The 15023-nt window shown below is 43.8% G+C and carries 8 protein-coding genes; 2 read left to right on the top strand and 6 right to left on the bottom strand.

Annotated features, from left to right (window positions below; genetic code table 11):
• Positions 1-11: 11 nt before the first annotated feature.
• Genes IMPJCBKJ_RS16450 through IMPJCBKJ_RS16460 form a run of 3 tightly spaced genes read right to left on the bottom strand, consistent with a single transcriptional unit; the run spans position 12 to position 4650 of the window.
• Positions 12-1064, bottom strand: a complete 1053-nt coding sequence (locus IMPJCBKJ_RS16450) for an efflux RND transporter periplasmic adaptor subunit (protein ID WP_166341099.1) — start codon at positions 1062-1064, stop codon at positions 12-14.
• The gene (locus tag IMPJCBKJ_RS16455) at positions 1054-4341 is read right to left on the bottom strand and encodes an efflux RND transporter permease subunit (protein WP_166341101.1); all 3288 of its coding nucleotides are present in this window, start codon (positions 4339-4341) and stop codon (positions 1054-1056) included. The genes IMPJCBKJ_RS16450 and IMPJCBKJ_RS16455 overlap by 11 nt, the downstream gene beginning before the upstream one ends.
• A 3-nt stretch (positions 4342-4344) precedes the next feature.
• Positions 4345-4650, bottom strand: coding sequence for a metalloregulator ArsR/SmtB family transcription factor (locus IMPJCBKJ_RS16460; protein ID WP_054554407.1), 306 nt, complete (start codon positions 4648-4650; stop codon positions 4345-4347).
• Positions 4651-4795: 145 nt separating this feature from the next.
• Here IMPJCBKJ_RS16460 and IMPJCBKJ_RS16465 point away from each other — a divergent pair, with 145 nt between their 5' ends.
• Together IMPJCBKJ_RS16465 and IMPJCBKJ_RS16470 are read left to right on the top strand one after the other, a co-directional pair.
• Positions 4796-5140, top strand: a complete 345-nt coding sequence (locus IMPJCBKJ_RS16465) for a rhodanese-like domain-containing protein (protein WP_054554408.1) — start codon at positions 4796-4798, stop codon at positions 5138-5140.
• 62 nt (positions 5141-5202) lie between these two features.
• The gene (locus IMPJCBKJ_RS16470) at positions 5203-6993 is read left to right on the top strand and encodes an alkaline phosphatase D family protein (RefSeq protein WP_166341103.1); all 1791 of its coding nucleotides are present in this window, start codon (positions 5203-5205) and stop codon (positions 6991-6993) included.
• Here IMPJCBKJ_RS16470 and IMPJCBKJ_RS16475 read toward each other — a convergent pair.
• From IMPJCBKJ_RS16475 to IMPJCBKJ_RS16485, 3 genes are all read right to left on the bottom strand, one after another.
• The gene (locus tag IMPJCBKJ_RS16475; RefSeq protein WP_166341349.1) at positions 6990-7532 is read right to left on the bottom strand and encodes a PH domain-containing protein; all 543 of its coding nucleotides are present in this window, start codon (positions 7530-7532) and stop codon (positions 6990-6992) included. The genes IMPJCBKJ_RS16470 and IMPJCBKJ_RS16475 overlap by 4 nt on opposite strands.
• 99 nt (positions 7533-7631) lie before the next feature.
• Positions 7632-11948 (bottom strand): alpha-1,6-glucosidase domain-containing protein, encoded by a 4317-nt coding sequence (locus tag IMPJCBKJ_RS16480; protein ID WP_166341105.1) that lies wholly within the window; start codon positions 11946-11948, stop codon positions 7632-7634.
• Between the two features lie 22 nt (positions 11949-11970).
• Positions 11971-14865 (bottom strand): TonB-dependent receptor, encoded by a 2895-nt coding sequence (locus IMPJCBKJ_RS16485; protein ID WP_166341107.1) that lies wholly within the window; start codon positions 14863-14865, stop codon positions 11971-11973.
• Positions 14866-15023: the final 158 nt, after the last annotated feature.

The following is a 15023-nucleotide window of genomic DNA, read 5'->3' on the forward strand; positions in this document are numbered from 1 at the left end:
TACTTGGAAAATTAATAATCAACAGCCAGCACATCACCCGGGTTTAAACCTGAAACGATGTGCTGCTTACCATCGAGCATTTCGCCAAGGCGCACATAGCGGCGCACTATCTGATTATTTTCAAGTAAATAGACCATACTCAATTGGCCATATTGGTGCACCCAGCTTGAGTCAATCAACACCCCTTTTTCAGTGGCGAGCGGTAATTGTAATTGCGCATAAAGCCCTGGCATTAATCCAGTTTGCGCATCTGTTTCTAAACGGATCTCCATACTACGCGCAGCACTATCAGCAACCGGCACAATTTCTGTCACTGTGGCAGGCATTGACGTAGATAAAGCAGGTAGTTTAACCGTTAGAGTTTGACCAACATTCAACTTAATTGCTTGTTGTTCTCTGACATCAAATGCTAATTGCAATTGTTGTGGGTTATACAGTGCGAGTAATGGCGTGCCAGGAGTTGCGGTATCGCCAGGCTCTGCAAAACGCTCAACCACAACACCTGAAATCGGCGCTTTAATTTGCGTAAAACTCAGTGCAACTTGCGCTTGTGTTTGCTGCTGTTTAGCAATCGCTAGGTTCGCCGTTAAATTATCGAACCTTGCTTTTGCATCGTCGTATTCGCTAACAGATACCAAACCTTGCTTGTATAAATCGTTAATACGCTTTAGTTGTTTCTCTGCTTGAGTCAGCGATGCATTAATCGCATTTATTTGTGCTTCGCTTTGAGCCAGCCCTGCTTTAAAGTCATCTTGCTGCAAGGTAATTAGCACGTCACCTTGTTTTACAGTATCGCCAGCGCGTACATTTAAACGCTCAACTTGTGCCATTACACGAGAAGAGATTTGCGTATTTTGTTTTGCAATCACGGTGCCCGGTACAACTTCATCACGCGCAATATCTGCCAGTGTCACTGTCACTAACTGACCAGTGTAATCATTTGCTGATGGGTTTTTCATGCCTGCAGCTTGCTTATCAGAGAAACTGCCCGCCATGTAAAGTACCGCCACAATGATCACAGATAACGCGATGATTGAACCAGTAAGTTTCGATTTACCCTGCATGAGCTTGTTCCTCTTTGGCTGCATCCTTTGCAAACACTAAATAATAAACCAGTGGCACAACAAATAATGAGAACAATGTTGATGCCACAATACCAAAAATAATTGCAATCGCTAGACCGCTAAATACCGGATCTAGGGTGATCACCAAGTTACCTAATAAGGTGGTTCCCGCGGTGAGTAACACAGGGCGCATACGCACCGTACCTGCGGCAATCAAAGCCTGTTTAATTGCCATACCTTGGCCGCGAGCTTGATTAATAAACTCAACTAAAATAAGTGAGTTACGAACCACAATACCGGCAAGTGCAATCATGCCTATCATGGCTGTTGCGGTGAATAGCACCGGCTCTGGAGCACCAGCAATGCTGCGCTCTCCAAATTGATTTAATAGCCAAAAGCCCGGCATGATCCCTATTACGGTTAATGGAATAGCCGACATGATGATCAGTGACAAACTGGCAGAGTTTGTTTGAATGCGTAAGATAATGAAAATGGCAGTGAGCGCAAACGCAAAGGCAATCCCCATATCTCTGAATACATCAATAGTAATTCGCCATTCACCTTCACCACTAAAAGTCACGTCAGTGCCAGCAGGTAATTGCCAAGCTTGGCTACCGCCATTATTGAAAAAGTGCCTACTTTGCCAATCAGTTTGGCTAAATTCGTCAGCGCTAATGCCTAAGTCAGCATTGACGTCAGCAATAATTTCAGCGGGTGTACGCCCATTTAACTCAGCCATTACATACACAACATTACGCTGATCTTTACGCATAATTGGCTTGGCAACATCTTGATGCTGAAATTCACCTAACTCAGAGAGCGCCACCAGCGTACGCGGTGCACTTTGCAGCCCAAATTCATCACTGGTTTTTGCAAGCTCCCTATCACCACGAACTTGTAATGCCAGCAATTGAGCAAATTGGTTACGATCTTGATATGGCAGTTGTAACTTTATATCGACAGGGTCTGTTTCGCCGCTAACATATAACACCCCAACATTTTGCCCATGCGAAGCAATGGCTAAGGTCTGGGCAATATCTTGTGTAGACACCGCCGACAATGACGCTTTACTTTTATCGGTAATAAAACGCTGTAAGGGCGCATTGGCAGCAATACTGGTATCAACTTCAACCACATGCGGCTCTTGTTTTAACCTTGCAGCAACAGCAAGGGCTGCTTGATAGTGCGTGTCTGTATCAACAAATGGCTCACTGTAAACTTCAGCCACTAAGGTACTTAAAACCGGCGGACCCGGTGGCACTTCAACCACTTTAATTACAATGCCATCGGTTGCCAGTGGCGCTAATGCGGCACGCAAGCGCATGACCACGCCATGAGATTGATGATCACGCTCAGTTTTATCGAGCAGTAATACTCTGAGTTCAGCTAAATTAGCAGCTTCACGTCGATAATAACCACGCACCATACCATTAAAGTCCATGCTTGATGGCTGACCAACGTAGGCTGCCGCCTCGCTTACTTCATTTAATTGCCAAGTGATGGTTTGTACTTGTCGAGTGAAAGCGGCGGTTTGCTCAAGGCTTGTACCTTCAGGCATATCGATTAAAACTTGTAACTCGTTTTTATTATCAAACGGTAATAGCTTTAAAGGCACTGCACGCATTACGGGTAACATGGCACTGGCGACAAACAAAGCTAATGTGGTCCATAAAACGAGTTTGGCACGGCCTTTAGACTCAAGTAATGGTGATAATATGCGCTCATATAAACCATGCTGATTGGCATCGAGTTGTACGCTGTCACCGACTGGCGCTTTAAGTAGTTTCATTGCCAACCACGGCGTAACAAAAAATGCCACTATGGTCGAAACCATTACACTAATTGGCACATTGAATGCCATCGGTGCCATGTACGGCCCCATCATGCCAGTAATAAACGCAAGTGGGATAAACGCCACCATAATGGTTAATGTAGACATAAACAGCGCCACACGAATTTCGCTCATGGCATCAACTATGCGTTGTTTTTTATCGCCTTTGTGGGTTAAAAAACGACTTATGTTGTCTATCCCAGTAATTGGATCATCAACCAACAAACCTAAAGAAAGGATTAGTGCAAACAGTGTGACTCGGTTAATTGTATAGCCAAAGGCAAAATCAAGTGTCAGGGTGATGCCGTAGCAAATAGGCACTGCCAAACCAACCACAATCGCTGGTCGCCAACCTAAAAATACGCCAACAAAAATAACCACGGTAAATACCGCAAACACTAAGCTTGAGGTAAGGTTATTTACTTTCTCGTTCGCGGTTTGGCCATAATCACGCAGTACGGTGTAGCCCACTTCATCTGGCAATAGATTAGCCGATAAACTGTCCATCATGCTGTGCACTTCGTTGGCTACAGCGACCGCATTGGTGCCAGCTTGCTTAGCGACACTAATGGTGACTAAAGGAAGTTGTTGTTGGTTATCTGAATGAGCCAGCCATTGATAGCTTTGCGCTTCGCTTGGACCATCACTCACCTCGGCCACATCGCTTAGATAAACACTCTTACCGTTTACCACGTTGACAACAAGCCGTTCTATCGCAGATTGAGAGCGTAAAACATCACCCACTTGTAAGGCAATTTGCTGCTTACCCTCAACAACACTGCCCACATTCACTAATTGGTTAGATACGCTAAGCGCATAATACACATCGGTTAGGGTTGTTTGATGGGCAGCAAGAGCGCTTGCATCAAGGTTAATTGTTAATTGACGGATTCTACCAGCAATCACTTTCACTTCGCTGGTGTTTTCGATGCGCTGTAAACTGTTAGCGATTTCGTTGGCAAAACGAGTTAGTTGATAGTCATCGTAAAGTTTTGGATCTTTACTAAATAAGCCCAGCATTACTATTGGCACGTCGTTCACTTCAACCGGACGTATTTGCCATGAGCTGATCACTGACGCCATAGTGTGTTGATAGCTATAGAGTTTAGCGTAAGTGTCGAGAATAGCTTGCTCACGATCGTGACCGACTTCAAAACGAAGAGTGACAACAGCAGCATTACTTTGTGTAGTTGAGTAAATATGCTCAACACCCGTTAACTGCGCCAATAACTTCTCCAATGGCTCTGTTACCAGCCTGGCTACTTCTGGCGCTTCAACGTTTGGTGCTGCTACATATATATCAAGCATAGGAACCACAATTTGCGGTTCCTCTTCACGAGGGGTTTGCTTTAATGCCATTAAGCCAAGCAACACCGACATAATAAAAATTATAACAGGAAGGCGGCCGCTCAAGCTGTTTTTAACAGCATTATCGATAGCACTCACTGCTTAATTACCTTTGCAAAATAAGCCATATAGAGTTGCTAGGATCGATACTACATTTTCATCAACCACGCGATAATAGATAGTTTGGCTTTCGCGTCGAGTAGCAACTATCTGAGCTTTTCTCAGCGCCGCTAAGTGTTGCGATAATGCAGACTGCGCCAACGGCACAGCTTCGTTTAATTCGCTCACGCTCATTTCACCATCTTGCAGCGAACATAAGATCATCAAGCGATTTTTATTCGCCAATATCTTTAGCATTTGCTCTGCTTGCTCCACATTGTCGGCCATAGCCGCAAAATCGATGTTCATATTCACACTACTCTATATTCTTAAAATGCCGCTAAAGTATAGATTGATATATTAGAAAAGTCTAATATTAGAATTTACTAATATAGTGTTATCTAATATATTAAATACATCACCCTTTTACGAAAACTTGGTATGGAGGATTAGTATGCTGACACCAATTCCTGACTTAATGAAAATTGTTGCCCCAAACCAGCGCCGCATTAGCGCTGACCAAGCAAAACAAGAGCTAAGCGAAAACCATGGTTTATTAATTGACGTACGTGAGCCTGCTGAGCACGCAACTAAAGCAGCAACAGGTGCAATTAATATCCCACGCGGTGTACTTGAAATGAAATTAATGGAAATCGAAAAAGATCCTGCAAGACCCATTTACTTACACTGTGCAAGTAGTGCCCGCGCCACACTCAGTGCCGAAGCACTGACTCGTGTTGGCTACGAAAATGTCACTGTAATCACCTGTAATACAGAACAAATTTGTCAGGTGTTTTAACTTCATAGAACAGTAACACTGGTCGGATAAGCTCGTACTTTTCTACTTATAGGTACAGAGCAATGACTTTTACGCGCAGACGCTTTTTAAAAGCATCGGCGGCTGGTTTTGGAGCCGCCGTTTTATCTTTTGGTTTAACGGGCTGTAGTCTTAATGACGATGATGACGAAACTACAAAGCAAATCCCTGTCAACTTTGATCACGGTGTTGCCAGTGGCGACCCGCTCGCTGACAGTCTAATTATTTGGACTCGCATAACCCCTCTTGAAAACGTCACGAGTGTTAACGTAGTTTGGCAAGCCTCAACAGATGCTAACTTTACAACCATTAGCCATGATGGCGAAACACAGGTAAGCGATGCAACTGACTTCACCTTAAAAGTTGATCTGCAAGGTCTCGATGCCAACACCACCTATTACTACCGCTTCATAAGTAATGGTAAAACCTCACCCACTGGAGCAGGTAAAACACTTCCAACCGACAACATAGAACAAGTAAAATTTGCCGTTGTCTCTTGCGCTAACTATCCTGCAGGCTACTTCCATGTGTATGGTGAAATCGCAAAACAAACCGATTTAGATGCAGTACTGCACTTAGGTGACTACATCTATGAATACGGTAATACAGGTTATGCCACTGAAGATGCCGCCGAACTTGGCCGTTTATTACCTGATGACAATAGCGATGAAATCATTTCTTTAGCGGATTATCGCAAACGTTACGCCCATTATCGTAAAGACGATAACTTGCAAGCTGCCCATAGTCATTGTGCATTTATTACTGTTTGGGACGACCATGAAATAACTAATGATACATGGCATAGTGGCGCTGAAAATCACAACGACGGCGAAGGTGAATTTAGCGAGCGCAAAATGCATGCGCTACAAGCATACTTTGAATGGATGCCTATCCGTAATGTTGCCGATAAAGAACGTATTTATCGACGCTTTGAGTTTGGTAATTTAGTTTCATTACACATGCTCGATACCCGTGTTTTGGCGCGCGACGAGCAAGTTAATTATGCGGATTTCGACTTAACCAGCAGCCAAGGACAAACTGACTTTGTTGCAGCAATTAGCTCACCTACTCGTGCTCTATTAGGTAACGAGCAACTTACATGGCTGACTGATGGTTTAACGACAGCAACAACACAATGGCAAGTACTTGGGCAACAGGTGCTGATGACCAAAATGCATTTGCCACTCGAGATTTTACAGTTACTAATGAATATTCAAGTGACTCAAGCAAACGGTGCTGATCCCTCGGCATTACTTGCTCAAGCAAACACATTATTTAGTGAGCTTGCGCAAATTAAAGGGCGCGTATTAGCTGGCGATCCAACGGTTACTAGTGAACAGCGAGCACGTGTAGAAACAACAGCACCTTATAATCTTGATGCATGGGATGGCTATGCTTATGAGCGCGAGCAAATACTTGGGACTGCAATTGCAGCACAAAAGAATTTGGTCGTTTTGGCAGGTGATACGCATAACAGTTGGGCAGGACAATTAGTCACTGATGCAAGCAATCCTGTTTCTGCTAAAGCCGCAGCTGGTGTTGAATTTGCAGCATCTTCGGTTTCATCACCAGGTCTTGAGAACTACTTAGCGTTAAATACGCAATCGAGCGAAGCTGTCGCACAAATTGAGCAAGTCATTGCATTATTGGTTAACGACCTAGCTTACAATAACTTAGTTGAACGCGGCTACTTAACCGTCACCTTTACTCAACAACAAGCGCTTGCCCAGTGGCATTATGTAAGTAGCGTTAAAACAGCCGATTACACACTGCTTAGCGAGCGTCAAAAAGCGCTCAGCGTACAAGCTGGTAACCCTACTTTACAAATGGCTTAACGCTTTTCATCTAATAGCGTAACTAACATTTGCTCAATGTTTTTTACGCTATAAGTAAGTGAACGCAGCAGTTCTAACTGACTATCTTCAGGTTGATGCTCAGCTTTAATACTGCTGCTTTGAGTCATCTCATCTTTTTGTTTTAAGATTGCCTCGCGAAACGTCTCTGCATCAACCACTCCGAGCAATGATACTAATGCACCTTGCCCTGATTGACCTGCCGTTTCAAAGCTCAGTCGATAAAGACCAAATTGGCGCATTAAAGGGCCTTGGCTAAGTGCTACATCGGTTATTTTTTCAAGTGGGATCGATTTTTCTTCTTTAAAGAAGACACCGCGTTTTACCACTAACTTACGTGTTAACAACGTGGCTGACATCGCCGCTAAAATACGCCCTGCCACCAGCCAGATTATTAACGCAACTACGGGAATGAAAGGGATCCCTACCATACTAATCACACAGGTAAAAATACCCAGTAATAACCAATATTGTTTTACTTTTGGATCAAAGCTAGCACTCGTTAAACTGGTTTCTGTCATCATAGGCTCCTTGATAGAGAGTTATGACAATATACAAACTTTTCATTAAATACAAAAAAAGCCGAGCAAAAGCCCGGCTTAAGGGTACTGCAGGGAAAGCTATTCCACTGCTTCAACCGTCACTGTTAGTTTACTCAGATCAGGTCCTTGCACTGTAAAGCGGTAATCACCCGCTGTTGGGATACTCAAGGCGATATTGGCACCAACGGCTTCTAGTAAAGCCGCTTCGCCAAGCACAGCAACAGGGGCATCACCACTGCCGCCATAATCCACCGTATTCCAGTCTTCAGAAGCGACTTTGAACTCATAGTCACCAGCTTCTAAAGTCATGCTAGTACTGTACATCGCATCACCAGCATAAATCAGTGGGTTATCTGTGCTCCAATCATTTACACTACCACGTAAGTACACTTGAGTTTCGCCAAACATTTCTGCATTGAATACAGTCATAAGTGGTTCTTCAAGGTTACTGGCATCAAACATAAACTGATATTGACCATCGCTTGCAATATCCATTGTCATATTTGCGCCTTTTACTGCGAGTAGTTTTTCAGTACCCACTGTAACCGCTGCACTACTTTCACCTGAACCATAATCCACCGTGTTCCAATCTTCAGAGGCCACTTTAAACTCATAGCTACCCGCAGTTAATTGTTTAGTGAAGGTATAAACACCTTTACCTTGATACATTAACTCGTCACTGGTACCCCAATCGTTTAAGCTACCGCGTACATAAATTGGCGTACCAACAAATGGTTCTTCATTATAAACCTTAAGTACTGGGTTATCGGTGTCTGTGGCATCGAATGAGAACACATAAACAGCATCCATTGCCGCCGTAAAGGTCATATTGGCGCCACTGCGTGTTAGCAGCTCATCTTCGCCTTCGAGCACTTCAGCAACATCGGCAGAAAGCGCACCAAAATCAACGGTAGACCAATCTTCAGAAGCCACTTTAAACTCATAGCTGCCTGCTGTTAGAGGAATCGCAATTTTGTACTCGCCATCACCCACATATTCAAAGCTATTTGCCGTACCCCAGTCATTTAACGTGCCACGAACATAAACCTCTGTGCTACCAAATGGCACAATATCTGGCGCACCCACAGTCGCATCGGCACTTAGGCCTTCGCCTTGAGCATCAGCTTGTGGTTTCACAAACACAGCAACAGTATATGGCGGAACATTAAAGGTACCTTCGCCCTCACCAGCCATAAAGCTTGCTGCTGACATACTTGAGTCAACACTCGCTTTTAAAACAGGATGAAGCTCAAAACCCGCAGCCGTTGATACCGTATGCGATAAGCTTTGCTCCGTACCGTTCATCACCACAACAATGGCATCGTATTGGCTATCTAGGTCAGTCAACCCAACACCATCATCAATACTCATCACCACTAAACCTTGTTGTTGACGCTTACCAATATTGTGGAAGCCAACGCGGTCTAGAATGTCTTGCTCTGTGGTTAAACTAAATAATGGGCTGGCACTACGAATTGCTAAGAACTCGGTAAATACATTACTTGCGTACTCAATGTCGCTTGCCATCGCTTGCGCATTCGTATTTGCAGAAATAGGTGCAATTTCGCCCCACTTCGCTTGGTTATCTTGCGCAGGTGGCAGGCCTACATTCCAGTTATTGGTATCCATACTGAAATCAACAAAGTTGAACCAATCACCAGAATCATAACTGTTACGATCCATTGATTTAGAACGCAGCATATCAGCACCCATTTGCATAAATGGAATACCTTGGCTCATCAGCGGCATAGCTAAAGCCATATTGTGAACACGCACACGCTCTTCAATACTTAAGTTAGTGCCATGTTTATATTGCAGCTGATCCCATAGAGTTTCATTATCATGCTTAGAGACATAGTTAATGCTGTCAGCCGGGTCAAGAGCGTAAGCCGCTGGCTGACCACTCCAGCTAAAGCTGCTGCCTTTTGCTGAATTACCTTTAAAGTCTTTAAGAATGTAGTTTTGTAAGTTACCTGCCAGTGATAAACGCAACGTATCTTGCTCAGATAAATTGCCATCTGTGGCATTATTACTAAAGAACGCACCACCACGAATTGCTTCACGGATACGGTCATTAAAGGTGCCTACTTCAGTGCCAGCCATATCCATTTGTTTAGCTTGCACAAATAAACGGTTATCAGCGACTTCACCAAAGTTCCACCCTTCACCGTAGAAGTAGGTATCTGGGTCAACTGCTTGTACTGCACTAAGCGCGGTCATAATTGATGCTTTTGGCATATGCCCCATCACATCAAAGCGGAAGCTATCGTAACCAAAGTCACGGGCTAAAATCACCATAGAGTCAGCAACAAACTTATCCATCATGACATGTTCTGTTGCTGTATTTTCACAACAGGTTGAACGCTCGATATCGCCGGATGTTTCGTTATATCTGTGGTAGTAACCTGGTACCAGTTTATCGAACACTGATTTATCCCAAACACCTGATGAGGTCGTGTGGTTATAAACAACATCAAGGACGACACGTAAACCAATTTCTTGTAAAGACTGGATCATCGCACGCGTTTCTTTGACTCGTGCAATACCTTCAGGCGATGAAGCGTAAGAGCCTTCAGGCGCAATAAAATGATGCGGATCATAACCCCAGTTAAAGCTATCAACACCACGCATTGCATTAGCAAGTGCTTGAGCATCATCAGAGCCAGGTAGGTATGACGCCATTAAATCAACTATCAATGAACTCTTATCTTCGGTTTTACATGCATCGGCATCATCGTCAATGCGGCTACATAAATCACCTAAGGTTGCAGTGATATCAACACGCTGACTGGCATCTTCATCTATGGTGCCAATATCTGTCAGTGGCAGTAAATGGAAATGAGTTAAACCATTATCTGCTAGCTTTTTAAGATGTTGCATTGGTGCGCTATCAAGCTCAGTAAACGCTAGATACTTACCACGGTTTGCTTCACTGACGGTTTCATCCCGTACACTAAAATCACGCACATGACCTTCGTAAATGACCGCTTGCTCAGGGTAATCAACCGTTGGCACCATACGCTCATCCCAGCCGGTTGGTTTAGTATCTTCATCATCAAGGTTGATCAGTTGGCTATATAGACCATTGGTTGAAACGTTTAATGAATAAGGATCTGTGCTCCATAAGCTTTCAATTTGCTTAGTCGTAGGATGATAAACATCAAACATAAAGCGGTAGTAATGGCGATCGTGACTGATATCGATATTGCTAGACCAAATACCCGTTGCGCTATCAAAGGTCATCACAAGTTGTTCAAGCTCTGTTTTATCAGCATCATACAGCACTAATTTCATATTGCTTGCCGTTGGAGCCCATACCGACACATCAATGCCATTATTGGCGTAATGCACACCTAGTTGTGCTTCATTAGCATCACTTTCGCCACTGGTGTATAAGTCATCTAGGGCTTTAGCGGTTTGCACATAAGTGGCTTCTGTTAGCTTGCCATCAGCATCATAGCCCGCCACAACTAATTGTTGTTTAATAAGCTCTTTTGCAGCGGCTGCATCCCAGTTACCTTGGTACGCATTCCATCCGGCAAGGTGTGGTACTTTAGCGATTTGTTCATCGCTTAAAGATGTCGATATAAGCTCAACCACTTGACCATTTAACTCACCAGTATCTTCATCGACAGCTAAATCTGCACTGTTTGATGAGTGTAATTTAATGATGCTTGTCAGCTCATTACTTGGCTGGTAAATCACAGTAGATAAATCAATCCAATGCGCTGAAGCACCAGAAATACTCACCGGGCGCTCACCTAAGCTTATAATTGGATATTCAAATACTGATGGTTCACCATGAATGGTAAAGTTCATACGTTGGAACTTTTCATCGTCCTGCATCAATGGCATTTTTAAATCAACATCACCAAACGCTTTGCCGGACCCTTCGGTTCCAATATGCACGATGAAGTTAGCACACTCGTTGTAACCTTCTTTTAATTTTACAATCCAGTACGCGCCATAGTTAGGATCAATACCATCGTATTCATGACCATTGGCCCAATCAGTAGCATCAAACGGCGCTGCGTACGCATCACAGTCATCATTATTCCATGAGTGTAATCGATAACCTTCATAGGCATCATCACTGGTGCGGTTATAGAATAAGATGGCTTCGTCATCTGCAGGGAAAACCACAGGATCAGGCAAAGTGGGATCAGCGCCTACCACGCAGCTTTCATTATTCTCATCGGGTACCGTTGGTGCCGGACAACTAATCGGTGGTGGATCTACACACTCAGTCCCCGCTTCATTGGGAACTTGCGGGACACTACAGGTCAATAAAACTTGCCCAGAATCTATATCGTTACTAGCGCCACCACCACATGCAGTTAGCAATACCATGCTACATGCAATCAGTAAGCGGCTAAAATTAGCTATTATTTTCATATTATTATCTCCAGCTTACTGATCAATGGTTATAGGTAAAACCTAGATAAAACTGACGACCAAAGAATTGCGTGGTGCCTGTTTTACTGGTTGTTCCAAAGTAGCTTTGTGTTGGTTCATCGGTTAAGTTATTCACTTGTAATAACATGCCGAATGAATCTGTGAACTGATACGACGTTTGGAAATCGATAACCGTTTCCGCATCAAAGTTCACCACTTGCTCATTGACAGCAACTTGCTCTGAAACGAAATCATCGCGATAACGCACATTCAAACGTGTTTCAAAGTTTTCATAGCTGTAAAAAAGTGTGCCGTTAAAGACATTGTTTGACAGGCCAGGCAAATCTTGCGACACAGAATCACCACCTAAGTCGGTGATAGACTGCACTTCGCTCTCGGTATATGAGTAACTGGCATTAATGCCTAGGCCTTCAAACGGCGAGGGTAAGAAAGAGAAAACTTGCGTATAGGCAAGCTCAATACCACGAATATAACCCCCTTTGGCATTATTAACCGCAGTTTCATACACACCATTAGTAGTTTCGATTTGCTCACCGCTGACAGGGTCAACAATGTATTCTGGTACGTTAAAACCATTACCCTTAAAGTCAAAGTTCTCTATGGCTACCGTGTCTATGAATGAGTCGATATTCTTATAAAACGCAGCAACAACCAGCGCACCATCGGTGTCTTCAAAGTATTGCTCGTACGAGATATCGTACTGATCCGCATAAAAAGGTTTTAAGAATGGATTATTAGTACTTGAACCGTTAATTTCGCCGTCATTGTTAACCGATGCACTGGCATCGCCTGCTAAACGGTTAATCGGAGCACGCGCCATCACTTTTGCCGCAGCAAAACGAATTTGTGTCGCGTCACTCACTTTAAAGTTTAGGTTTAATGAAGGCAGGTAGTCTGTGTATTTTATGCCTAACACGCTTGGTGCATAAAGGTCGTTAACAATGCCATTGTCATCAACAATATACTGCGCACCGAGTTGTGGGTCACCACCGACGTTTTCAAGCACCGTCGCGGACTGATCGGTATCTACTCGGCGAATACCAATATTACCTGTAATTGGCAGCTTGCCAATTTCAGTATCAATGTTAAGCATCAGATAGGCTGACACTACTTCTTCATACACTGAACCACTTTGCAACATGGTCCATGAATAGTTAGTGGTATAGTCTTGTGCATCTGGCTCACCATCACCATCTAAATCAACAACACCATCAGCATTACCCCAGGTTTGTACTGGTTGCGGAATACCATTTGGGAACCATGCGTTAAGTGCTTTATCTAAATCTATCGCTAGATATGATGGGAAATAACTAAACTCACCTTGCCAATTGACGACTGTAGCCATGTCATCGGTAAGGCGAAGCGGTGGTTGAGTCGAAGAAAATGCACCGTCGTTACCGTATTCAAATACAGAGCGATTATTGCTGTACTCACGGTCTGAATAACGAGCGCCAAATTCAATGGAGCTAAACCAGTTATTCTCTAACTCATACTTAAAATCGAGTCGAAATGCTTTTACTTCATCTTCATTTTCATACGGGTAAATACCGTATTTACTGACCATAACTCGGTCAATATCGCTAAATGCGTCGGCTTGGTTAAAACCTACATCAGGCAAGTTTAAGCCGTTCAATTGATAGTTAAGCGATACATTGGTATCGAATACTGGGTTCTCAACGGTGGCATCTTCCGAAACCAATGCCCAAAGTAAACCATTACGGAAATTACTCTTAGCACGTGATAGCGACACGTCAGCATTGACGTTTAAACGCTCAGTAACTTGCCAATCGGCATTAATGCCGTAGCTGTCTACTTCATCGAAATCTTGGTTATCATCATTAACGATTTCAACACGGGTAAAGCTATTTGATGTACGGTTAATTGCACCACCAATCACCGCATTACCGTCAAGCACTGGGTTAGCATACACCGCAGACGGACCACCAAACTTAACTCGGAAACCACGGGCAAATGACTCGCTATCAAAACGCGATAAGAACGCATCACCCTTTAATTTAAAGTTATCGGCTGGCACCCATTCAATTGAGGTTAAATAACCATTACGGGTTTCTTCACCACCTAAGTGCTGAAGCTCAAATCCCTCGCTGATGTATTCATTGGCAGGATTATCTGCAGGGCCATCGGTATCATTTGCCAGTCCATCAACATCTTTGTTTCCGTTATATGCTAAACCAATAAACTGAGTCGCCACACTTGGTTGGAATAAGCGCGCGTAACCCACTGCGACACCTAGCGTATCGTCAAGAAACTTACCTTGGTAAGAAAAGCTAATACGGTCGCCGTACTCGGTTGCATCAAAGACCTCTGAAGCACGGTCGTTATACATACCACGCACATTCGCAGTAAATTTGTGTTGCTGGTCATTATCCAAAGGGCTTGCTGTTTGTAGCTCGACTGTACCCGCGACGCCCCCTTCAATAAGCGATGCCTTAGGCGACTTGTAGACCGCCGCTGAACTGATTAACTCAGAGGGGTATTGGTCAAACTCAATACTGCGACTACCACTAGTAGATACTTGCTCACGACCATTTAATGTCGAAAAAACAAATCCACCAGATAAACCGCGGATGTTGATTTCGGCAGCTTGGCCTCCGGTACGTACCGCCGAGATCCCCGGTAGACGTGTTAATGCATCAGCCATAGACACATCAGGTAATGCCCCTAAGTCATCAGCTGATAGTTGCTCAGAGACTGTGTCGCTAAAGCGTTTTTGATTTAATGATTGAATTAAGCTGCGACTAAAGCCGCGCACTTCGATTACTTCAAGCTCAGGATCGATTTCCTTTGCTGATGTGCGTTCTTCTTCCGTCGCCGCTATTGCACTATTTGCTGCCACTAAAGCCAGCATAAGTGCACTTAGCTTGAATTTCCCCATTGGATTTCCACCCTGTTGTCGTTGGAGGTGTTGTATTTGTGGTTATTGTTGTTGTCAAAAAACAACCAATAAAGTGTAACCAAAAGGTAAATATTGTGTGATGAATACGTATGCAATAGGAGCTTGCTGGGGAGAGTAGCGATCACAACCCTTTTTTA

The organism is Pseudoalteromonas sp. MB47, assembly GCF_011319765.1.
Classification (GTDB): domain Bacteria; phylum Pseudomonadota; class Gammaproteobacteria; order Enterobacterales; family Alteromonadaceae; genus Pseudoalteromonas; species Pseudoalteromonas simplex.

Bases quoted from the DNA above. Each gene is read 5' to 3' on its own strand.
- IMPJCBKJ_RS16475 (WP_166341349.1), bottom strand. From the start codon at position 7,532: ATGACAGAAACCAGTTTAACGAGTGCTAGCTTTGATCCAAAAGTAAAA.
- IMPJCBKJ_RS16460 (WP_054554407.1), bottom strand. From the start codon at position 4,650: ATGAACATCGATTTTGCGGCTATGGCCGACAATGTGGAGCAAGCAGAG.
- IMPJCBKJ_RS16450 (WP_166341099.1), bottom strand. From the start codon at position 1,064: ATGCAGGGTAAATCGAAACTTACTGGTTCAATCATCGCGTTATCTGTG.
- IMPJCBKJ_RS16470 (WP_166341103.1), top strand. From the start codon at position 5,203: ATGACTTTTACGCGCAGACGCTTTTTAAAAGCATCGGCGGCTGGTTTT.
- IMPJCBKJ_RS16485 (WP_166341107.1), bottom strand. From the start codon at position 14,865: ATGGGGAAATTCAAGCTAAGTGCACTTATGCTGGCTTTAGTGGCAGCA.
- IMPJCBKJ_RS16465 (WP_054554408.1), top strand. From the start codon at position 4,796: ATGCTGACACCAATTCCTGACTTAATGAAAATTGTTGCCCCAAACCAG.
- IMPJCBKJ_RS16480 (WP_166341105.1), bottom strand. From the start codon at position 11,948: ATGAAAATAATAGCTAATTTTAGCCGCTTACTGATTGCATGTAGCATG.